20 protein-coding genes are annotated in these 20302 nt (G+C 72.0%); 14 read left to right on the forward strand and 6 right to left on the reverse strand.

Going from position 1 to position 20302, the window contains the following annotated elements; all coding sequences use genetic code 11:
- Positions 1–5 precede the first annotated feature (5 nt).
- On the reverse strand, positions 6–764 hold the full coding sequence (locus tag BTM25_RS27635) for an SDR family NAD(P)-dependent oxidoreductase (protein WP_103566383.1): 759 nt from the start codon (positions 762–764) through the stop codon (positions 6–8).
- A gap of 195 nt (positions 765–959) precedes the next feature.
- Here BTM25_RS27635 and BTM25_RS27640 point away from each other — a divergent pair, with 195 nt between their 5' ends.
- Positions 960–1850, forward strand: a complete 891-nt coding sequence (locus tag BTM25_RS27640; RefSeq protein WP_103566385.1) for an AraC family transcriptional regulator — start codon at positions 960–962, stop codon at positions 1848–1850.
- Between the two features lie 150 nt (positions 1851–2000).
- On the opposite strand, the gene BTM25_RS27645 is transcribed toward BTM25_RS27640, so the two are convergent.
- Both BTM25_RS27645 and BTM25_RS27650 read right to left on the reverse strand, forming a co-directional pair.
- Positions 2001–2735, reverse strand: a complete 735-nt coding sequence (locus BTM25_RS27645) for a dienelactone hydrolase family protein (protein ID WP_103566388.1) — start codon at positions 2733–2735, stop codon at positions 2001–2003.
- Between the two features lie 631 nt (positions 2736–3366).
- A complete protein-coding gene (locus tag BTM25_RS27650; RefSeq protein ID WP_103566390.1) occupies positions 3367–4107 on the reverse strand; it encodes an ATP-binding cassette domain-containing protein in 741 nt (246 codons plus the stop codon).
- 80 nt (positions 4108–4187) lie between these two features.
- On the opposite strand from BTM25_RS27650, the gene BTM25_RS27655 reads away from it, so the two are divergent.
- A complete protein-coding gene (locus BTM25_RS27655; RefSeq protein WP_103566393.1) occupies positions 4188–4925 on the forward strand; it encodes a VOC family protein in 738 nt (245 codons plus the stop codon).
- 64 nt (positions 4926–4989) lie between these two features.
- Here BTM25_RS27655 and BTM25_RS27660 read toward each other — a convergent pair whose 3' ends face one another.
- A complete protein-coding gene (locus BTM25_RS27660; protein WP_103566395.1) occupies positions 4990–6405 on the reverse strand; it encodes an MFS transporter in 1416 nt (471 codons plus the stop codon).
- A gap of 91 nt (positions 6406–6496) precedes the next feature.
- Between BTM25_RS27660 and BTM25_RS27665 the strand changes: the two genes are divergently transcribed.
- A complete protein-coding gene (locus BTM25_RS27665) occupies positions 6497–7060 on the forward strand; it encodes a TetR/AcrR family transcriptional regulator (protein WP_103566398.1) in 564 nt (187 codons plus the stop codon).
- A gap of 1 nt (position 7061) precedes the next feature.
- On the opposite strand, the gene BTM25_RS27670 is transcribed toward BTM25_RS27665, so the two are convergent.
- Complete coding sequence (locus tag BTM25_RS27670) at positions 7062–7772, reverse strand: GbsR/MarR family transcriptional regulator (RefSeq protein ID WP_103566400.1); 711 nt, start codon at positions 7770–7772, stop codon at positions 7062–7064.
- A 223-nt stretch (positions 7773–7995) separates the two neighbouring features.
- On the opposite strand from BTM25_RS27670, the gene BTM25_RS27675 reads away from it, so the two are divergent.
- The 10 genes from BTM25_RS27675 (at position 7996) to BTM25_RS27720 (ending at position 17715) form a co-directional block, all read left to right on the forward strand.
- The gene (locus BTM25_RS27675) at positions 7996–8658 is read left to right on the forward strand and encodes a DUF4097 family beta strand repeat-containing protein (protein WP_103566403.1); all 663 of its coding nucleotides are present in this window, start codon (positions 7996–7998) and stop codon (positions 8656–8658) included.
- 9 nt (positions 8659–8667) lie between these two features.
- A complete protein-coding gene (locus BTM25_RS27680) occupies positions 8668–9603 on the forward strand; it encodes an ATP-binding cassette domain-containing protein (RefSeq protein WP_103566405.1) in 936 nt (311 codons plus the stop codon).
- Positions 9600–10373, forward strand: a complete 774-nt coding sequence (locus BTM25_RS27685; RefSeq protein ID WP_103566407.1) for an ABC transporter permease — start codon at positions 9600–9602, stop codon at positions 10371–10373. Before BTM25_RS27680 ends, BTM25_RS27685 begins: the two co-directional genes overlap by 4 nt.
- A gap of 58 nt (positions 10374–10431) precedes the next feature.
- The gene (locus BTM25_RS27690) at positions 10432–10743 is read left to right on the forward strand and encodes a hypothetical protein (protein ID WP_103566410.1); all 312 of its coding nucleotides are present in this window, start codon (positions 10432–10434) and stop codon (positions 10741–10743) included.
- A gap of 71 nt (positions 10744–10814) precedes the next feature.
- Complete coding sequence (locus BTM25_RS27695) at positions 10815–11993, forward strand: NAD(P)/FAD-dependent oxidoreductase (protein ID WP_103566412.1); 1179 nt, start codon at positions 10815–10817, stop codon at positions 11991–11993.
- 24 nt (positions 11994–12017) lie between these two features.
- Positions 12018–12902 (forward strand): RNA polymerase sigma-70 factor, encoded by an 885-nt coding sequence (locus tag BTM25_RS27700; protein WP_103566415.1) that lies wholly within the window; start codon positions 12018–12020, stop codon positions 12900–12902.
- 202 nt (positions 12903–13104) lie between these two features.
- On the forward strand, positions 13105–14529 hold the full coding sequence (gene rox, locus BTM25_RS27705) for a rifampin monooxygenase (RefSeq protein WP_103566418.1): 1425 nt from the start codon (positions 13105–13107) through the stop codon (positions 14527–14529).
- A 168-nt stretch (positions 14530–14697) separates the two neighbouring features.
- Positions 14698–16113, forward strand: a complete 1416-nt coding sequence (locus BTM25_RS27710) for an MFS transporter (RefSeq protein ID WP_205648306.1) — start codon at positions 14698–14700, stop codon at positions 16111–16113.
- A 46-nt stretch (positions 16114–16159) separates the two neighbouring features.
- Positions 16160–16483, forward strand: a complete 324-nt coding sequence (locus BTM25_RS27715; RefSeq protein WP_103566421.1) for a YciI family protein — start codon at positions 16160–16162, stop codon at positions 16481–16483.
- Complete coding sequence (locus tag BTM25_RS27720) at positions 16480–17715, forward strand: RNA polymerase sigma factor (RefSeq protein ID WP_103566423.1); 1236 nt, start codon at positions 16480–16482, stop codon at positions 17713–17715. The genes BTM25_RS27715 and BTM25_RS27720 overlap by 4 nt, the downstream gene beginning before the upstream one ends.
- 691 nt (positions 17716–18406) lie before the next feature.
- Here the strand turns inward: BTM25_RS27720 and BTM25_RS27725 are convergent.
- Positions 18407–18976 carry a TetR/AcrR family transcriptional regulator gene (locus BTM25_RS27725; RefSeq protein WP_235828728.1) on the reverse strand — a complete coding sequence of 190 codons (570 nt, stop codon included), beginning with the start codon at positions 18974–18976 and terminating at the stop codon, positions 18407–18409.
- A 136-nt stretch (positions 18977–19112) separates the two neighbouring features.
- On the opposite strand from BTM25_RS27725, the gene BTM25_RS27730 reads away from it, so the two are divergent.
- Positions 19113–20132: an aldo/keto reductase gene (locus tag BTM25_RS27730; protein WP_103566427.1), complete on the forward strand. Its 1020-nt coding sequence runs from the start codon at positions 19113–19115 to the stop codon at positions 20130–20132.
- Positions 20133–20302 lie beyond the last annotated feature (170 nt).

Consider the following 20302-nt stretch of genomic DNA (forward strand, 5'->3'; position numbering starts at 1 on the left):
ATGAGTCAGAGGTTGAACCCGCCGGAGGCCTCGATGTCCTGAGCGGTGATCCAGCGGGCCTCGTCGGAGAGGAGGAACGCGATGACGGTGCCGAGGTCGTCGGCCTCGCCGACGCGGCCGAGGGCGGTGCGCGCGGCGATCGGCGCGATCACCTCGGGGTACTTCTCGAAGGCGTCGTCGGCGATACGGGTGCGGGTCGGGCCTGGCGCAACAGAGTTGACGCGGATGCCGCGGGTGCTGAGTTCCTTGGCGAGGTACTTGGTCAGGACGATGAGGCCGCCTTTCATTGAGGCGTAGGCGGAGTATCCGGCCTCGAGTCCGGAGGGCAGGGCGGAGTTACTGGAGGTGTTCACGATCGCCCCGCCGTCCTGGATGAGCGGCAGCAGTGTCTGGGTGAGCAGGTACGGGCCCTTGAGAAGGACCCGGTAGAAGCGGTCGAGCAGTTCCTCAGGGGTGTCCTCGAACATGGACATCTGTCCGAAGCCCGCGTTGTTCACGAGCCCGGTGATGGTCGTGGCGCCCCAGGTCTCAGTGAGCGTCTGCTCGAGAGATTGGCGGAAGGCGGGAAAGGTCTCGCTCGCGCCGACGTCCAGCGGAAGAGCGACGGCGGTGCCGCCGGCCTCGCGGATGCGGGCGACGGTCTCCTCAGCGCCATCCTTGTTGCTGTTGTAGATCGCGATGACGCCCGAGCCGAGCTCGGCCGCGCGGATCGCGGCGGCCTGGCCGATGCCGGAGCTGGCTCCGACGACGACGGTGATCGACATGAATGCCTCTGTCTTCCGTTATCGAGTAATGCTCGGACTATGCGAGCGCAGGCAGAGCTGCGCAACGAGCATCCCGACCATTCCAAGGCATCCGATCGACGAGGCGTGACCCCGATCCTCGCCAGGCATTGCCTGATACTGCTCAAATCTTCGAGTTTTGGGCAATGAGCTGTGTGACGATGCTTGACTGTCTTCGTGGACTTCGAGGAGCTGCGCACACTGATCGCACAGCACGCGGAACCGGGGACGAGCGAGCCCATGGACGGCGTGTTCCTCTCGTCCGAGACACAGCCGGGAGCGCCGCAGCTGTCGACGACGGGGATCGGCTTCGCGCTCATCGTGCAGGGCGCGAAGCAGCTCACCCTCGGAGCCCAGACCCTGGCCTACGGGCCGGGCGAATACCTCGTCACCTCCGTGAACCTCCCGGTCGTCGGACGCTTCACCGAAGCCAGCAAGCAGGAGCCCGCGCTGGGGTTCGGCATGACCCTGAACCCCGTCGACATCGCAGAGCTCCTTCTGACGGCCGGATCGCTGCGCCACGCAGAAAGTGGACTGCGACAGACGGCGCCGTCCGCGCTGCTCGTCGGCCGCGCCGGCGCCGAACTGATCGACGCCATCGCACGGCTCCTGCGCCTCCTCGACCGAGCTGCCGATCTGAGGGTCCTCGGCCCGATGGCGCGCCGCGAAATCCTCTGGTTGCTCCTGACCGGACCGCAGGGCGAAACCATCCGCCACCTCGGACTCGCCGACAGCAAGCTCGCCCCTATCAGCAAAGCCGTCACATGGATTCGCGAGAACGCCACGGCGCCCCTGCGCGTCGATGAGCTCGCCGCACGGGTGGGGCTGAGCACGTCCGCCTTCCACCGCACGTTCCACGCCGTGACCGGCTCCAGCCCGCTCCAGTTCCAAAAGCAGCTGAGACTCCATACCGCCCGACAACTTCTCGTGACAGGGAACAGCAGCGTCAGCCAGGTCGCCGTCGACGTCGGCTACGAGAGCGCCACTCAGTTCAACCGCGAATACCGGCGCCTGTTCGGCAACCCGCCTGGTCGCGACCGTCTCGCAGTGCTGCGTGCGCCAGGCTGAGCGCCACTGGCGACTTCGGTAAAAGAGGGCAACGCAGAGAAACCGCCCCGCCCTGTGCAGGAACGCATCGGGACGAGAAGTCGCGCCAGCATCAAACCTGGCGAACGGCTAGCGCGACTTCTCGTCCCGATGTAAGTCGGCCCCCAAGCCTCAGCTATTGGCCAGGGCGCGGTTGAGGAGGGGGAGCAGGCGGTCCCAGTGGCGTTGAAGCCCGGAAGGGCTGAAGGCATCGGTGTCGGACATGGTGAATCCGTGGACGGTGCCCGGGTAGATCTCGGAGGTGTAGTCGACACCTGCGGCATCCAGGGCCTGGTTGAGTTCGCCGAGGGCCTCGGGCGCGATGTCGGTCTCTGCGTGGCCGAAGTGGATCTGGGCGGTGAGCTTGGAGAGGTTGTCGGGCCCGACAGCGCCCACGGGGCCGTGGAATCCGGCGACGGCGGCCACCTGCCCGGGATGGGCTGCGGCGGTGCGCACCGCCAGGAGGCCGCCTATGCAATAGCCGGTCACTGCGACCGGCCCGGCACTGACCTCGGGCTGGGCGGTGAGGAACCTGAGGTAGGCGTCGGCGTCGCTCAGGACACGTTCGGTGGTGTGCGCCTCGATCAAAGGCATCACCTGGGCCATGACCGCGGGCCGGGCCTCTTCTCCGATGTATTCGGGAAGTTCGATGACCGGTGCCGGGCCGTGCCGGTAGAAGAAGTTGGGGACGAGCACGTAGTACCCGTGCCCGGCCAGTTCGCAGGCCATCTCCCGCAGTACGGGACGGATACCGAAGCCGTCCGCGTACATCAGCACCCCCGGGTGCCGGCCGCCACCGTCGGGGAAGGCGGCGAAAGCGTCGGCCTGACCGTCTGCGGCGGGAATCCGCAGGGACTTGGTGGACATGATCTCTCCTGTCGTCGTTGATGTGTCGAGCTCGTGATCAACACGACGGAGGCGGAGCCCGCGCGGCAGCGCGAGACCCTTGATCGAAGAGCGGGCCCGCACCGGCCCGCGCGGCGCTCAGGAGAGCACCGGGTCACCGATCCGTGTGTGGCGCAATGCCGTCCCGGTAGTCATCGCCACACAGCATAAGCCACCGGACGAAACGGCTGTTCCTGGTTTCCTCAACCGTCTCCGACAGCCGTTCCGTTCTTCGGCCGAGGTGTTCTCACGGGAAGCGTCCGCGTTCCAAGAGGCTGGCAGAGGCTCGTCGCGCACCGCGCAGACGTAGTGGTCGTCTTTCAAGATGTTGAGCTGGCCGCAGCTCTCGCGGTTCCGGAATACGTAGGGGAAGCGGCCTGGATGGTTGAGCCCTCCGACTCTTCGGGGCCGACGTACTGATAGCGGCGGCGTGCGTCGATGCCCAAGGCGACTGCGAACGCTGAGAATGCGGGCGCGACGAAAGGTCCGCCGCCTCGCCGTGACCGACGACATTCCACACCGTCCGAAATCTTCGCCGTCGTGACCAGGCGCAACCCCATCGCGAGGCCCGGGGGCGAGGGCTGACGGTAGGGGGCGTTCGGGGTGCGGTGGGTTAGTAGGCGGTTGGTTGGAAGAAGCCGCGGACGTAGGGGTCGTCGAGGGCGGCCAGGGTGGTGAGGTCGCCGGTTGCGACGATTTTTCCGGTGCGCATGAGGGCGACGTGGTCGGCGATCTTGGTGTCGGCGAGCATCGGGACGTCGTGGGTGATCACCAGGACGGCGGCTCCGGTGTCGGCGTACCGGCGCAGGGCGGCCCAGACGTTGTAGGCGGTGTCGGCGTCGAGGGAGGCCGTCGGTTCGTCCGCGATGAGGACGCGCGGTCTCGGCAGGAGGGCGGCGGCCAGTGCGGCGCGCTGGATCTGGCCGCCCGAGTGCTGCTTCGGGTAGAGGTCGGCCATCTCGGTCGGGTAGCGGGTGGCCGCGCAGGCTCGGGCCACCGTCCATCGTCCGTGACGTTCTTCCAGGACGCGCAACTGTTCACCGACGGTCGCCTCGGGGTCGAAGGCCGTGATGCCCGCCTGGGGGAGTCGCCCGACGGTGCCGTCGCGGAGGCGTTGCCATTCGCGCTGTCCCTTCACCGGAGCGCCCTCGATGAGCACCTGACCCTTGCTGCGCGCGGACGCGGGCAGCGAGCCGGTGAGCGCCGCCGCGGCCATGGACTTGCCGCAGCCGGACTCGCCGAGGAGGGCGGTGATCTTCCCGTCCGGCACGACGAGGTCGACGGCGTCCAGGACCGTGTCCTTCCACCGGCGCGTCGAGACGCGGACGGTCAGCTCACGCAGTTCGGCAGGCATCGGGGCGATCCGTTTCTGGAAGGGGACGCCGTCAGCGTAGGCGATCTGCCGGGTTTGTTGCGCTGCGTAGGATCGGTCGCATGGCGACACGGCTGGTGCAGATCGCGATGGACGCTCGTGACGACGCCGCGCTCGGACGGTTCTGGGCGGACGCGCTGGGCTGGGAGATCTCCAGCGAGGGGCCCGGCGTGACCAACCTCGAACCCGTGGGCTTCGACTATCCCGATCCCGCCGCCCTGTGCATCGACATCATCGTCGTCCCGGAAGCGAAGACGGTGAAGAACCGCGTCCACGTCGACCTCGCCACGACCTCCGCGGCCCACCAGGCCGAGCTGGTCGCCCGCCTGCGGGAGTTCGGCGCGACGCCCGCCGACATCGGACAGGGCGACGTCCCGTGGACCGTCCTCGCCGACCCCGAGGGCAACGAGTTCTGCGTCCTGGAGCCGCGGCCGCTCTACGAGGACACCGGGCCGATCGCCGCCGTGGTGGTCGACTGCGCGGACCCCCGGGCCGTCGCCCGGTTCTGGGACGACGCGATGGACTGGACGCTGCACGAGGCGACCGACGACCTCGCGCGGCTGCGGTCGGCTAAGGGCGTCGGCCCGTACCTCGAATTCGTCCGGACGCCGGACGCGAAGACCGTGAAGAACCGCGTCCATCTCGACGTCCGGCCCTACCCCGGCGACGATCAGGCGGCGGAGGCGGCGCGGCTGCGGACGTTCGGCGCGACCGACGTCGACCTCGGGCAGGGCGACGTCCCGTGGACGGTGCTCGCCGACCCCGAGGGCAACGAGTTCTGCGTGCTCGCTTCGCGCTGACGCGAAGCGGCCACGCTCGGAGCAGTTGCCGTACGCGGGTGACGTGCTCGGGCAGGCTCGTATCTCAGGCCTTTTCCCGCGTCCGCACCATGGCCCAGGCGACCAGCGCGCCGGCCGCGACGGTGAGCGCGAGGCCCGCGATCGTCGCCGCGTCCTGGAACTCGGAGGCCTGCCGCGTGGTCCAGTGCGGCGCGGCGATGGAGCCGGTGAACAGGGCCGCGAGGACGGTGCCACTGAGCGCAATTCCGGCGCCGGACGTGACCTCGGACGCGGTGTCGGTGAGCGCCGCGCCGATCGTCGTCCGGTTCTCGGGCAGGCCGCGCAGCACGTTGACCCCGGCGACGACGCCGACCACGCGCATCCCGGCCGCGACGAGGACGAGCGCGAGCGCGACCCACACGTAGCCGAGCCGGCCGAGCGTCCCGTAGACGGCGAGCCCGAGCACGACCGCCGCCGCGCTGAGCCACGCCGCCCGGTCGAGCCCGGCCCGCCGGACGAACGGGGACACGAACGCGCCGCCCGCGACGAGCACGACGACCTGCGGCAGCATCCCGATCGCGGCGTGCGCGGGCGTCCAGCCCCAGGCGAGCTGCAACTGGAGCGTCACCAGGTACCCGAGCCCGGCCGTCGCCAGCGCGGCGGCGGCCTTGTAGGCGAGGCCGCCGGAGACCGCCGGACGGGCGACGAGCCGCAGGTCGAGCAGCGGGTGCCGCGCCGAGCGTTCGCGGACGACGAAGAGCACCGCGCACGCGAGGGCGGCGGCGGTGGCCGTCCACGGCTCCCACGCGCCGGTGCCCTCGTTGACGAAGAGGGTGGGCGCGACGAGCGTCAGCACGATCGTGGCCGTGCCGAGCAGGGCGCCGGGAACGTCGATGGGGTCGCGGTGCAGATCCTCGGCCCGGTCCGGGGCGATGCCCGTCCGGATGCCGGCGATCGCGAGCGCGGCGATCGGCACGTTCACCAGCAGGAGGACCTGCCAGGGCGCGGCGGCGAGGACGAACCCGCCCGTCGTCGGACCGGCCGCGAGCCCGATCAGGCCGACGGTGGAGATGAGGTTGGTGGCCTTGACGCGCAGGCCGTCGTCGTCGAACAGCCGGAAGGCCAGCGCCATCGACCCGGGCGTCGTCATGGCCGCCGCCGCGCCCGTCACCGCGCGGACGGCGATGAGTTGCCCGACGGTCGTGACGAACGCGGTCGCCAGGCTCGCGGTACCGAGCAGGACCAGGCCGGCGAGCATCATGCGCCGCCGGCCGAACCGGTCGGCCGCCGCGCCGAGGACGAGCATCAGCCCGCCGAACACGACCCCGTACGCGCCCGTCACCCATTGCAGGGCGACGGTCGAGGCGTGCAGGTCGCGTCCGATCGTGGGCAGGGCGACGTTGAGGATCGAGTTGTCGAGCATCTCGAACAGGAACACGGCCGACAGCCCGGTGAGGGCGGGCCAGGCCGCGCGGAGCGACCGGGGTGCGGTGACGGTCATGGACCCTCCCTTAGGATAGAGACGTCTATCTAACGACCCTCAGCGTAGGTCGGCGCGTTAAGATAGGCAAATCTATCTAAGGAGGTGGCGGATGGCCGAGCGGCGGCGCGGCGCGGCACTGGAGAAGGCGCTCCTGGACGCGGCGTGGGACGAGCTGGCCGAGCGCGGCTACGCCGGGTTCACGATGGACGCCGTCGTGCGGCGCGCGGGCACGAGCCCGCCCGTCCTGTACCGCCGCTGGCCGGACCGGGCGGCGCTCGTCCGGGCGGCCGTCGTCCACGCCCTGAGAGAACAACGCCTGGACGTCCCCGACACCGGCAGCCTGCGCGAGGACGTCCTGACCCTCATGCGGGAGATCAACGCGACGCGCGTCCCGTTCATCACCGCCATGAGCGTGCACCTGGCCGGCTACTACCAGGAGACCGGCGACGCGCCCCTGCCCGACCCCCTGGCGACAGGCCGCAACGAAGCCCTCGACGTCCTGTTCGGCCGCGCCGCCGAGCGCGGCGAGATCGCCCCCGGCCGCCTCACCGACCGCGTCCGGTCCCTGCCGTTCGACCTGCTGCGCCACGAGATCCTGACGACGTTCGCGCCCGTCCCCGACCACGTCCTGGAGGAGATCGTGGACACGGTGTTCCTCCCGCTCGTGCGCTGACCTATTCCCGCGTGTGGAGGACGTCGCGGGCCTGTTCGGCGGCGCGGGTGATGCTCTCGCTGATGAAGTCCAGGAAGCGGGCGACGTTCTCCAGCCGCGCGGCGGCCGGGGTGCCGGGGCCGAGGACGCCGACGCCCTGGCGTGCCGCCGCGACGAACCGCGCGTTGTCGCGGGCGCTGCGGATCATCGACTGGTACCAGAGGTCGTCGTCCACGACGTAGCGCTCGCGGCGGCGGTCGTCGCGTTCGCGGCGGACGAGTTCCATGCCCTCCAGGTACGTGATCGCCTTGGACACCGACGCCGGGCTGACCTGGAGGCGCCGGACGAGTTCGGACGCGGTGAGGCTGCCCGCGTCGGTGGTGTAGAGGCAGGCCAGCACGCGCGCCATCATCTTCGGCAGGCCGCTCCGCATGAGGACGCCGGCGAGGTCCTCTTCGTAGGCGCGGACGGCCTGGGCGTCGCGTCCGTCCGTCCGGGCGGCGTCCGGTCCCGGCGCGGGCGCGGTGGGACCGCCGCGCTTGCCGCGCCGCTGGGCGGCGTGGTGCGCCAGGTCGGCGCGGTAGCCGGCGGGGCCGCCGTTCCGCATGACCTCGCGCGTGATCGTCGAGGTCGGACGGTCCAGGCGGCGGGCGATCTCCGCGTAGGCGAGCCCGTCGGCCAGCCCCAGCGCGATCTGCTGGCGGTCCTTCTGTGTGAGCCTGCCTCCGGGCACCGCGTCCTCCTTCGTCTCGGTGACACGCCACGATAGCGTTCACCACTGGTCAATGCAACGAATCCGGGGCGCGCTTGTTGCGTTACCCGCCAGAACGTTGCAACGAAATACTGCGTCTGAAGTGCAGATACACGACTTCGATGCAACATCGATGTTGCCAGAATTGAGAACGCAACGTAGCTTTTCCACTGTCGGAAACAAGCGGCCCGCAAGGAGAAGCACGATGCAGAAGTTCGCCACCCCCGCCCCGATCACCGTCGTCCTGGACGTCCCCGCCGGACGCGTCCGCCTCATCGCCGCCGACCGCGCCGACACCGCGGTCGAGGTCCTCCCGGCGGACGCCGCCAAGGGCCGCGACGTGAAGGCCGCCGAGCAGACCGCCGTCACCTGCGCCGACGGCGTCCTGCGGATCGAGGCCCCCGCGAAGAACCAGCTCCTCGGCGCGTCCGGATCGGTCGAGGTGACGGTCCAGGTGCCCGCCGGGTCCCGCGTCGAGGGCACGTCGGCGGGGGCCGAGTTCCGGGCCGTCGGCCGCCTCGGCGACGTCGCGTTCACGGGCGTCCACGGCCGGGCGAAGGTGGACGAGGCCGGGAGCGTCCGCCTGACCGCGCTCGACGCCGACGTCGAGATCGGCCGGCTCGGCGGCCCGGCGGAGATCGCGACCGAACGCGGCGCCATCCGGATCACCGAGGCCGCGGGCGGCACGGTCGTCCTGCGCACCCGGTCCGGCGACATCTCGGTCGGCGCCGCCGCCGGAGTCTCGGCCGCCCTGGACGCCAAGACCGGGCACGGCCGCGTCAGCAACGCGCTCAAGAACGACGGCACCACCGGACTCGACATCCGCGCCACCACCGACCAGGGCGACATCACCGCCCGCAGCCTCTGAGGACCCCCCTTGACGAACCTCGCCATCGCGGCGGACGGCCTGCGCAAGTCCTACCGCGACAAGATCGTGCTCGACGGCGTCGACCTGGCCGTGCCCGAAGGGACGGTCTTCGCCCTGCTCGGCCCGAACGGCGCCGGGAAGACCACCACCGTCCAGATCCTGTCCACCCTGGTCCCGGCCGACGGCGGCACCGTCCGCGTCGCCGGGCACGACCTGGCGCGCGACCCGGACGGCGTGCGCGGCGCCATCGGCGTCACCGGCCAGTACTCGGCCGTCGACAAGCTGCTCACCGGCGAGGAGAACCTGCGCCTCATGGCCGACCTCCACCACCTGCCGCGCCGGGAGGGACGTCGCCGGGCCGCCGCGCTCCTCGACCGCTTCGACCTGGCCGACGCGGCGCGCAAACCCGCCGGGACGTACTCCGGCGGCATGCGCCGCCGCCTCGACCTCGCGATGACGCTGGTCGGCGACCCGCGCGTGATCTTCCTGGACGAGCCGACCACCGGCCTGGACCCGCGCAGCCGCCGCGCGATGTGGCAGATCGTGCGGGAGCTGGTGGCGGACGGCGTCACGATCTTCCTCACCACCCAGTACCTGGAGGAGGCGGACGGCCTCGCCGACCGCATCGCGCTGCTCGACCACGGCCGGCTGATCGCCGAGGGCACCGCCGACGAGCTGAAACGCCTCATCCCCGGCGGGCACGTCCGGCTCGCCTTCGCCGACGCCGGCCTGCTCGACGCCGCGCACCGGATCGTCGGCACAGGGACCGCCGACCCCGACACGCTCACCCTGCGGGTGCCGGGCGACGGCGTGCGCGCGATCCGCGAGCTGCTCGTCGCCCTGGACGAGCACGCGATCGACGTCGCCGGGCTGACCGTCCACACGCCCGACCTCGACGACGTCTTCCTCACCCTCACCGGCCCGCAGAAGGAGCCCGTCCGATGACCGCCCTCGCCCTCGCCGCGCGCGACTCGTCCACGATGGTGCGGCGCCAGCTCAAGCGCCTGCTCCGCTACCCGTCGATGACCGTGCAGCTCGTGGTCACGCCGGTCGTCATCCTGGTGCTGTTCGTCTACGTCCTCGGCGGCACGCTCGGGAGCGGGCTCGGCGGTGGCCGTGCCGCCTATGTCGACTATGTGGTCCCGGGGATCCTGCTCATGGCTGCGGCGACGGCCGCGACCGGGACGGCCGTCATGGTCGCGACCGACATGTCCGAGGGCATCGTCGCCCGGTTCCGTACGATGCGGATCTCCCGGGCGTCGGTCCTCACCGGGCACGTCGTGGGCAGCGTCGTCCAGCAGCTCCTCGGGATGGCCGTGGTCGTCGGCGTCGCGCTGGCGATCGGCTTCCGCCCGAACGCCACGCCCGTGGAATGGCTCGCCGCCATCGGAATGCTCACGTTGTTCGTCGTCGCCATCACGTGGCTGTCGGTCGCCCTCGGAATGAAGTCGCCGACGCCCGAGGCCGCGAGCAACGCGCCGATGCCGCTGATCCTGCTGCCCTTTCTCGGCAGCGGATTCGTCCCGACCGATTCCATGCCGACCGCCCTTCGGTGGTTCGCCGAGTACCAGCCGTTCACGCCGATCATGGAGACCGTCCGGGGCCTGCTGCTCGGCACCCCGATCGGCCACGACGCCGCGATCGCCGTCGCCTGGTGCCTCGGAATCGGCGCCGTCTCCTACCTCTGGGCCAAGCGGACCTTCGACCGCGCCTGAACCCCCCCCGGGAAAAGGGGCCGCCGGACCGGCGGCCCCTTTCCTGCATCATGGGGCGATGGAGTTCCCGGAGTGGCGGCTCACCGGCGACACGCGCTTTCCCGCCGCCGCCAACATCGACGGATGCTGGCTCGTGCTGCGCATCAACGGATTCCCCGACCATCCGCTGTGGACGCCCTTCGTGGACGGCGTCGCCCGTCCGGACCTGGCGGACACCTTCCCCGGCGCGGGCCGTCCGCTGTCGGGCTCGGCGCCGCCGCTGGACGCCGGCCTCGCCGAACAGGTGCTGGCGCCCGTCCGCGCCTTCGCGGTCTACGGCAGCGAGATCGGCGAGCCCTGCGACGACCCGGTGTGCTGTCCCGTGATCTGACTCACAAACCGTCACGCCGGCGGGCGGCGCGGTGTCTTCAGGGCGAACCACCTGGAGACGGAGGACAGATCATGAGCGGAACCACGCACGTCGTCGTGATCGGCGGAGGATACGCGGGCGTCATGGCGGCCAACCGGCTGACGCGGCGCGCGGACGTCGCCGTCACGCTCATCAACCCGCGCCCGGACTTCGTGGAGCGCATCCGCCTGCACCAGCTCGCCGCCGGGACCCACGACGCGGTCGTCGAGTACCGCAAGGTCCTCGCCGGACGCGTCCGCCTGACGGTCGACACCGTCACCGCCATCGACGCCCCCGGCCGCCGCGTGACCTGCGCGTCGGGCGACACCGTCGGCTACGACCACCTCATCTACGCGGCGGGCAGCGCCGCCGGCGAGCCGCGCGTCCCCGGAGCGGCCGAGCACGCCCACCCGGTCACGACGCTGGAGGAGGCGCGGCGGCTGCGGGACGTCCTCGCGGCCGCGCCCGGGACGGCGGCCGTGACGATCGTGGGCGGCGGCCCGACCGGCATCGAGACCGCCGCCGAGCTGGCCGAACGGGGACGCGCCGTCACGCTCGTCTGCGGCGGCGCGCTCGGCCCCTACCTGCACCCGCGCGGCCGCCGCTCGGTCGCCGGACGGCTCGCGGCGCTCGGCGTGACCGTCCTGGACGGCCCCGGCACCACGGTGACGGAGGTGACGCGCGACGCCGTCCGGCTCGCCGACGGCCGCGAGCTGCCGAGCGCGGTGACCGTCTGGACCGCCGGGTTCGGCGTCCCCGACCTGGCCGCGCGCAGCGGGCTCAGCACCGACGCCGTCGGGCGCCTGCGCACCGACGAGACGCTGACGAGCGTGGACGACGTCCGCGTCGTCGCGGCCGGGGACGCGGCGGCGCCGTCGGACCTGCCGCTGCGGATGAGCTGCCAGTCGGCGACCCGGATCGGCGCGCACGCCGCCGACACGGTGCTAAACCGGATCGCGGGGGAGCGGCCCGCGCCGCTCGACCTCGGCTTCTTCGGCCAGTGCATCAGCCTGGGGCGGCGCTTCGGGATCTTCCAGTTCGCGCACCGCGACGACACCGCGACGCGGTTCCACCTCGCCGGGCGTCCGGGCGGGCGGCTCAAGGAGTTCGTGTGCGTCCAGACCGTCGAGCACCTGGCCAGGGAGGCGCGCAAGCCCGGCTCGCTGACGTGGGTCAAGGACGCCTCGCGCCGCGCCCGCCTCGCCCCGGCGGCTCCCGAGCGCGTGGCCTAGCCTGAGCCGACGAAAGGACGGGACATGAGCGACACGGCGACCGAAACATTCGTCACCTACCGCAACCTGCTGTTCACCGTGGCCTACGAGATGCTCGGCTCGGCGGCCGACGCGGAGGACGTCCTGCAGGAGACGTGGCTGCGGTGGGTGCGCGTGGACCCGGACGAGGTGCGCGACGAGCGCGCCTACCTGGTCCGGATCGCGACCCGGCAGGCGCTCAACCGGCTGCGCGCGCTCCAGCGCCGCAAGGAGTCCTACGTCGGCCCGTGGCTCCCCGAACCGCTGCTCACCGCGCCGGACGTCGCCGAGGACGCCGAACTCGCCGAGAGCATGTCGATGGCGCTGATGTTCGTGCTGGAGACGCTGTCGCCGACCGAGCGGGCGGTGTTCGTCCTGCGGGAGGCGTTCGACCTCGGGTACGACGAGATCGCGGCCGCCGTCGGGAAGACCCCGGCGGCGTGCCGCCAGATCGCGCTCCGCGCCCGGCGGCACGTCGAGGAGCAACGGCCACGGGCGGCGGTGTCGTCGGGGGCGGCGCGGGCGGCCGTGGACGCGTTCCGCCGCGCGTTCGAGACCGGCGATCCGCAGGGCGCGCTGGACGTGCTCGCGCCGCAGGTCGTCCTGGTCAGCGACGGGGGCGGCGTCAAGAAGGCCGCGGCGCGCCCGGTCACCGGGGCCGACAAGGTCGTCCGGATGCTCTTCGGGCGCGTGGCCAAGCTCGCCGGGACGCTCGCGATCGAGCCGACCGTCGTCAACGGCAGCCCGGCGCTGCTCGTCCGCCTGGACGGCGAGCTGGACGGCGTCCTGGCGGTCCGCGTCGAGGACGCCCGGATCACCGGGCTGTACTACGTGCGCAATCCGGAGAAGCTGACCCGCGTTCACACCGCGACGCCGCTCACCCTGCGCTGAGGGCGCGGACCCGTCCGGGGAAAAGAAAAAGGCAAGGGTCTCCCCTCGCCACTACCAATGTATAACACACCCGGGGGCTTGCGGCAAGACCCCGGGCGTGCTGCAAAATCTCCGGCCGGGGCCAGACCGTGCGGGGGATTCGCGTCTTCGGACCGCGCCCGGAATCTGGCCGGTAGAGCACTCACCAGGGGATGGGCGATTGATGTACGACGTGATCATCGTCGGCGGCGGGCCGACGGGCCTGATGCTGGCCGCCGAGCTGCGGCTGCACGACGCGCGGGTGCTCGTGCTGGAGAAGGAGCCCGAGCCCACCAAGGTCGTCCGGTCGCTCGGCCTGCACGTCCGCAGCATCGAGGTGATGGACCAGCGCGGCCTGCTGGAACGCTTCCTCGAAAAGGGCCGGAAGTTCCAGTTCGGCGGCTACTTCGCCGGAATCGACCGGCCGTGGCCCGAGAAGATGGACACCGCGCACTCCTACGTCCTCGGGATCCCGCAGCCGATCATCGACCGCCTGCTGGCCGAGCACGCCACCGAGGCGGGCGCCGAGATCCGGCGCGGCTGCGCGCTGTCCGGGCTGAGCCAGGACGACGAGGGCGTCACCGCCGAGCTGGCCGACGGCACGCGGCTGCGGGCGCGCTACCTCGTCGGCTGCGACGGGGGCCGCAGCACGGTCCGCAAGCTGCTCGGCGTCGGCTTCCCCGGCGAGGCCGCGCGGGCCGAGTGGCTGCTCGGCGAGGTCGAGGTCGGCGAGGACCCGCAGACCATCGCCGAGATCGTCGGGGAGGTCCGCAAGAAGCACCACATCTTCGGCGTCGGGCCGATCGGGGACGCGTTCCGCGTCGTCGTCCCGGCGGCCGAAGTGTCCGAGGGCCGGGCCGCGCCGCCGACCCTGGACGAGGTCCGCGAGCGGGTCCGGGTGTTCGCCGGGACCGACTTCGGCATCCACTCGCCGCGCTGGCTGTCGCGGTTCGGGGACGCGACGCGGCTCGCCGAGCGCTACCGGGTCGGCCGCGTCCTGCTGGCGGGCGACGCGGCGCACGTCCATCCGCCGCTGGGCGGGCAGGGGCTGAACCTCGGCGTCCAGGACGCGTTCAACCTCGGCTGGAAGCTGGCCGCCGAACTCGGCGGCCAGGCGCCCGACGGCCTGCTGGACACCTACGAGACCGAGCGTCGTCCGGTGGCCGCCGACGTGCTGAACAACACGCGGGCGCAGTCGGCGGTGATGTCGCCCGAGCCGGGCCCGCAGGCGCTGCGGCGGCTGATGGCGGAGCTGATGGAGGAGTTCGAGGAGGTCAACCGGTACCTCATCGAGAAGATCGTGGGCGTCGGCATCCGCTACGACTTCGGCTCGGGGCACCCGCTGCTCGGGCGGCGGCTGCGGGACGTGCCGTTGAAGCGCGGACGCCTCTACGAGCTGATGCGCGGCGGCCGGGGCCTGCTGCTCGACCAGACCGGACGCCTTTCGGTGGACGGCTGGACGGACCGCGTCGACCACGTCGCCGACGTCAGCGAGGAGTTGGACGCGCCCGCCGTCCTGCTGCGCCCGGACGGCCACGTCGCGTGGGTCGGCGACGACCAGGCCGACCTGGCGGCCCACCTGCCCACCTGGTTCGGCCCCGCCGCCTGAGCCCCGTCGGCCCCGCCCCGGCGGCGGGGCCGACGGTCTTTCAAAAAAGTTCGGGCGACGGTGTCGGGTCGGCGAGGGGGCGTTCGTAGCAGGGGTGAGGCCGCCCACGAGGGGCCGCCCCGAACAGCAGGGACCGACCATGAAGACGATCATCACGCGGGTGCCGCGATGACGACCATGACCGCGGCCGCGGCGCCGGCCCGTCCGGCGTCGGCCCGGACGATGTGGGCGATCCTGGCGCTGGTGCTGCTCGCCGACGCCCTGGACGTCATCGACGCGACCGTCACCAACATCGCCGCCCTCACCATCGCCGGGGACTTGAACGGCGGGCCGGACCTGATCAAGTGGCTGGGCACGGCCTACATGCTGGCGATGGGCGTGCTGCTCATGGTCGGCGGACGGCTGGGCGACAAATACGGGCAGCGCAGGCTCTTCCTGGTCGGGATGGCCGGCTTCACGGCCGCGTCGGCGGTGGCGGGCCTGGCCCCCGGCCCGGCGCCGCTGCTCGCGGCGCGGGCGGCGCAGGGGGCGTTCGGCGCCCTGCTGATCCCGCAGGGCATGGGGATCATGACGAGGACGTTCTCGCGCGCCATGCTCACCAAGGCGTTCGGCCTGTTCGGACCGCTGCTGGGCGTGGCCACCATCGGCGGCCCGGCACTGGCCGGGCTCATCATCAGCGCGGACGTGCTCGGGCTGTCGTGGCGTCCGATCTTCCTGATCAACGTGGTCCTCGGCGTGGCCGGTCTCGCGGTGGCCGTCCGGATCCTCCCGCGCGACGACGGCGACCGCGCCACGGTCGTGGACGTCCGGGGCTCGGCTCTGCTCGCGGGCGCGATGCTCGGCCTGCTGTACGGGCTGATCGAGGGGTCCGGCGACGGGTGGGGCACGGTTCCGGTCGTCTCGGTCGTCGCGGGCCTGGTGTTCTTCGCCGCGTTCGCGCGCCGTCAGTCGACGGCGTCCGATCCGCTGCTCAGGCCGTCGCTGCTGCGGAACCGCGGCTTCACGTCCGGCCTGGTCGTCGGGCTCACCGTCTTCGCCGCGACGATCGGGCTGGTCTACGTCCTGTCGCTGTTCCTCCAGGAGGGCCTGCGCGCCTCGCCGCGCGCGGCCGCCCTGACCCTGCTGCCGCTGACGGTGGGCGTGATCGGGTCGGCGTTCGCCGCGATAGGCGGCCTGGTCGCCCGGCTGGGCCGGACGCTGGTCTTCGTGGGGCTGGCGGTCATCCTGGCCGGCTGCGGGTGGGTGCTCGCCCTGGTCGCCGCCTCGGGCACCGGCGTCGGCCTGTGGACGCTCACGCCGGCGTTCTTCGTGATCGGCGTCGGGCTGGGCTGCTGCTACAGCACGATCTTCGACGTCGCCCTGGGCGACATCGACCCCGCCGAGGCGGGCAGCGCAAGCGGGTCGCTCAGCTCGATCCAGCAGCTCGCGTCCGCAATAGGATCGGCGGCGGTGACCTCGATCTTCCTCCGGGGCTCGGCGGAGGGCCTGGACCGCGCCATGACGACCAGCCTGCTCGTCGTGCTCGGCCTGATCGCCCTGAGCGTCCCGCTCGTCGCGCTGATGCCCCGCCGCGCCGCGCAGTGACCGCCGCTTTCGACATTGTTCTGACACCACGGGAGGTGACCGCGCGATGCGGTATCTGGTTTCGGTGATCGACGACAAGGACGACCCCGGCAGCACGGACAGGGGCCCCGCGATCAGCGCGTTCAACAAGCGGCTGATGGCCGAGGGCCACTGGGTCTTCGCGGGCGGGCTGGCCGACACCGACGCGGCCACGGTCGTGGACAGCCGGGGCGAGCAGGCGGTGTTCAGCGACGGGCCGTTCCTTGAGTCCAAGGAGTACCTGGCCGGCGTCTGGGTGTGGGAGGCCCCGGACCTGGACGTGGCGCTCGCCCTCGCCGCCGAGGCGTCGGAGATCTGCGACCGGAAGCTGGAAGTGCGGCCGTTCCTGTGACCGACGCCGACGCCGCGGTCACCCGCGCCCACCGGGACGAGTGGGCGCGGGTGGTCGCCGGTCTGACCAGGCGTTTCGGCGATCTCGACATCGCCGAGGAGGCCGCCGCCGAGGCGTTCGCGACCGCCGTCCAGCGGTGGCCGGCCGACGGCGTGCCGCCCAACCCGGGCGCCTGGCTGACCACGACCGCCAACCGCAAGGCGATCGACCGGATCCGCCGGGAGAGCAAGCGCGACGACAAGCACAAGGAGGCCCGGACGGTGTTCGACGACGATCCTCCCGAGCCGGTCGGCGCCATCGACGACGACCGGCTCCGGCTGATCTTCACCTGCTGCCATCCGGCGCTGGCGATGCCGACCCGCGTGGCGCTGACGCTGCGGATGCTCGGCGGGCTGACCGTCACCGAGATCGCCCGCGCGTTCCTGGTGCAGGAGACCGCGATGGAGCGGCGGATCACCCGCGCGAAGGCCAAGATCAAGGTGGCGGGGATCCCGTACCGGGTGCCGTCCGCCGAGGACCTTCCGGGCCGCCTGTCGGGTGTCCTCGCCGTCCTGTTCCTGGTGTTCAACGAGGGCTACCTGGCGACCGGCCCCGGCACCGATCCCGTGCGCCACGACCTGACGGCCGAGGCGATCCGCCTCACCCGCCTGATCCGCGCCCTCCTGCCCGACGACGGCGAGGTCGCCGGACTGCTGGCGCTGATGCTGCTCACCGAGGCCCGCCGCACCGCGCGCGTCTCGGGCTCCGGCGAACTGGTCCCGCTGGCCGAGCAGGACCGCGGGGCCTGGGACGCGTCGCTGATCGCCGAAGGGCACCGGCTGGTGCGCGAACGCCTCGCCGCTGCCGCCGCTGGCACCGCGCCGGGCCGCTACCAGATCCTCGCGGCGATCAACGCCGTGCACACGTCCGTCCGCGACATCCGCGACACCGACTGGTCGCAGGTCGTCGCCCTCTACGACCAGCTCGTCCGCCTCGACCCCTCGCCGATCGTCGCGCTGAACCGGGCGATCGCGGTCGCCGAACTCGACGGCCCGGACGTCGCCCTGGCAGCCGTCGACCGCCTAGAAGACCAGCTCGCCGACTACCACGCCTACCACGCCACCCGCGCCGACCTGCTCCGCCGACTGGGCCGCAGCGCCGAGGCGCGCACGGCCTACGACAGAGCCATACAACTAGCCGGCAACACCGCCGAGACCGCCTACCTGACCCGCCGCCGCGACCAACTGCACTAACCCCCAACCCCCACCCCCACCGACCCACGCTGACCGACGCTGCTCTGCACTGCCCAGCCGCAACGCGGAACCGCAGCGATCCCGCGGGCGAGAACCCGCCCAGCCGCTCGCCCTACAAGCTCGCCCTGATCACGCTCGACGGTGCAGCACGCGGCGGAACACCCGCCGAAACACGGAAAGGACGCGGGGCGTCCACCGAAACGCGAAGGACACGGGCGGACGCGCGCCCGGGTGCTTGCCGGGCCACGAGACGGACACATGGGCGCATGCCGGACGAACGCGGCGCGAACGGGCACGGCGCGGACGCGCAGATGCGCGGACCGGTACGGCGCGGACGCACGGACCGGCATGGGGCGGACGCACGGACCGGCATGGGGCGGGTGCGCGGGCGGGCACCGGGCAGATGTGCGGGACCGGCACGGCGCGGGCGCGCGGGCAGGCACCGGGCAGATGTGCGGGCGGACGCGGGGACGGGCACCGGGCGCAGGCGAAGGCGAAAGCAGGGCCGCCGCAACGATGCAGGCAAGCCAACCCTGTCAATGCCACTTCCTTACGCGGCTCACCGCGGGCCACAACCAACCGGAACGCCGTTCCGGCAATAATCGGAACAACGTTCCGGTTTATTCGTCGTGGATGGCGGATCAGTGATGGCCCGAACGTATACGGAACATTGTTCCGCTATCTGCATGGTTCATGACCGGAGGCCCGCGATGAGGAGGCGCACCAGGCGGCGGGCGTCGTACCGCGGGTCGGTGTCAGCGCCGATACAGAGGTTGCCGACGCCGCGCATCAGGTCGTAGGCCTCCAGGCGGGCGTGGATCTCTCCGGCCGCGACGGCCGCGTCGATCAGCCGCGCGCACACCGGCAGGAGCCGGTCGAGGAAGTAGGCGTGCAGCGCGTCGAACTCCTCCCGGTCGGAACGCAGGGCGGCGGCGAGCCCGTGCTTGGCGACCAGGAAGTCCACGAACAGGTCGATCCACCGGCCCAGTGTGGCGTGGGGGGCCGTGCCGCCTTCGAGCAGGGCGGTCCCGGCCTCGGCGCACGCCTCCACCTGGTGCCGGTAGACGGCGATGATGAGGTCCGCCCGCGTCGGGAAGTGGCGGTAAATCGTGGCCACGCCGACGCCCGCGCGGGCTGCGATGTCGCGGACCGGCGCCTCGACGCCGGACGCCACGAAGACCGCCGCCGCGGCGTCGAGCAGCGTCCGCTCGTTGCGCAGGGCGTCCGCCCGCCTGCGCGGGGCCTCGCCGTCGTCTCCCACCTGCCACCTCCGGAGATTTGCCAAAACGGAACACGGTTTCGTATCGTTGCGGAACAACGATCCGTTTAAGTCATGATGCCAGAGCGGGAGAGCCGGCGGCCAGACGGCGCACGGCCCCCGCCGGAGGAGGCACGCCATGCAGTACCGCACATTGGGCCGCACCGGGGTGCGGGTCAGCTCGCTCGCGCTCGGCGCGATGAACTTCGGCCAGATCGGACGCACCACGCAGGACGAGGCCACCGCCATCGTCGACGCGGCCCTGGACGCCGGGATCAACGTCATCGACACCGCCGACTGGTACGGCCGCGGCGAGTCCGAGGAGATGGTCGGCAAGGCCATCGCGGGCCGCCGCGACGACGTCGTCCTGGCCACCAAGGCGGGCATGCCGATGGACGACGACCCCAACCACCAAGGCGCGTCGCGCCGCTGGCTGGTCGCCGAACTGGACCGCAGCCTGCGCCGCCTCGGTGTCGACCACGTCGACCTCTACCAGGTCCACCGATGGGACCCGGCGACGAGCGACGAGGAGACGCTGTCGGCGCTGACCGATCTGCAACGCGCCGGAAAGATCCGCTCCTTCGGCTCATCGACGTTCCCCGCCTACCGGATCGTCCAGGCGCAGTGGGCCGCCCGGGAGCACCACCTGAGCCGCTACGTCACCGAGCAGCCGAGCTACTCGATCCTGCAGCGCGGCGTCGAGGCGCACGTGCTGCCGGTGGCCGAGGAGTACGGCCTCGGGGTGCTGGCGTGGAGCCCGCTGGCGTCCGGCTGGCTGTCGGGCGCGGTGCGCGAGGGCCGGGAGGTCGCCACGCACCGGGCGGCGCTGCTGCCCGACCGCTTCGACCTGTCGCTTCCGCACAACCGCGCCCGGCTTGACGCGGTGGAGCGGCTGGCGCGGGTCGCCGAGGAGGCCGGGCTGACGCTGATCCAGCTCGCGCTCGGCTTCGTCACGGCGCACCCGGCGGTGACCGTTGCGATCATCGGCCCCCGCACGCAGGACCACCTGCGGACCCAGCTCGCCGCCGCCGACACGGTGCTGCCCGCCGACGTCTTGGACGCGATCGACGCGATCGTCGCACCGGGCATCGACCTCGCCCCGCACGAGAAGTTCGACACCCCGCCCGCACTCCTCGACCCGGCCCTGCGCCGCCGCTGACAAGACGCGCACCAACGCCCCGACCGGCCACGGTCCCGCGCCGTCGCAGACCGGTCACGGCCCCGTGCCGCTGTTGGCCGGTCGCGGCCGCGTGCCCGTCGCTGACGGAAAGCGGCGGCCATCCGCAGGGAACGTGGATCGGGGTGCCTCGCTGCGCCAATGAGAAAAAT

The sequence above is a fragment of the Actinomadura rubteroloni genome, assembly GCF_002911665.1.
GTDB lineage: Bacteria > Actinomycetota > Actinomycetes > Streptosporangiales > Streptosporangiaceae > Spirillospora > Spirillospora rubteroloni.

What these genes read in the sequence shown, in the direction of transcription:
- BTM25_RS27665 (WP_103566398.1), top strand. Translation starts at nt 6,497, where the DNA reads ATGGCCGAGCGGCGGCGCGGCGCGGCACTGGAGAAGGCGCTCCTGGAC.
- BTM25_RS27635 (WP_103566383.1), bottom strand. Translation starts at nt 764, where the DNA reads ATGTCGATCACCGTCGTCGTCGGAGCCAGCTCCGGCATCGGCCAGGCC.
- rox (WP_103566418.1), top strand. Translation starts at nt 13,105, where the DNA reads ATGTACGACGTGATCATCGTCGGCGGCGGGCCGACGGGCCTGATGCTG.
- BTM25_RS27690 (WP_103566410.1), top strand. Translation starts at nt 10,432, where the DNA reads ATGGAGTTCCCGGAGTGGCGGCTCACCGGCGACACGCGCTTTCCCGCC.
- BTM25_RS27710 (WP_205648306.1), top strand. Translation starts at nt 14,698, where the DNA reads ATGACGACCATGACCGCGGCCGCGGCGCCGGCCCGTCCGGCGTCGGCC.
- BTM25_RS27660 (WP_103566395.1), bottom strand. Translation starts at nt 6,405, where the DNA reads ATGACCGTCACCGCACCCCGGTCGCTCCGCGCGGCCTGGCCCGCCCTC.
- BTM25_RS27655 (WP_103566393.1), top strand. Translation starts at nt 4,188, where the DNA reads ATGGCGACACGGCTGGTGCAGATCGCGATGGACGCTCGTGACGACGCC.
- BTM25_RS27695 (WP_103566412.1), top strand. Translation starts at nt 10,815, where the DNA reads ATGAGCGGAACCACGCACGTCGTCGTGATCGGCGGAGGATACGCGGGC.
- BTM25_RS27700 (WP_103566415.1), top strand. Translation starts at nt 12,018, where the DNA reads ATGAGCGACACGGCGACCGAAACATTCGTCACCTACCGCAACCTGCTG.
- BTM25_RS27650 (WP_103566390.1), bottom strand. Translation starts at nt 4,107, where the DNA reads ATGCCTGCCGAACTGCGTGAGCTGACCGTCCGCGTCTCGACGCGCCGG.
- BTM25_RS27730 (WP_103566427.1), top strand. Translation starts at nt 19,113, where the DNA reads ATGCAGTACCGCACATTGGGCCGCACCGGGGTGCGGGTCAGCTCGCTC.
- BTM25_RS27685 (WP_103566407.1), top strand. Translation starts at nt 9,600, where the DNA reads ATGACCGCCCTCGCCCTCGCCGCGCGCGACTCGTCCACGATGGTGCGG.
- BTM25_RS27645 (WP_103566388.1), bottom strand. Translation starts at nt 2,735, where the DNA reads ATGTCCACCAAGTCCCTGCGGATTCCCGCCGCAGACGGTCAGGCCGAC.
- BTM25_RS27675 (WP_103566403.1), top strand. Translation starts at nt 7,996, where the DNA reads ATGCAGAAGTTCGCCACCCCCGCCCCGATCACCGTCGTCCTGGACGTC.
- BTM25_RS27715 (WP_103566421.1), top strand. Translation starts at nt 16,160, where the DNA reads ATGCGGTATCTGGTTTCGGTGATCGACGACAAGGACGACCCCGGCAGC.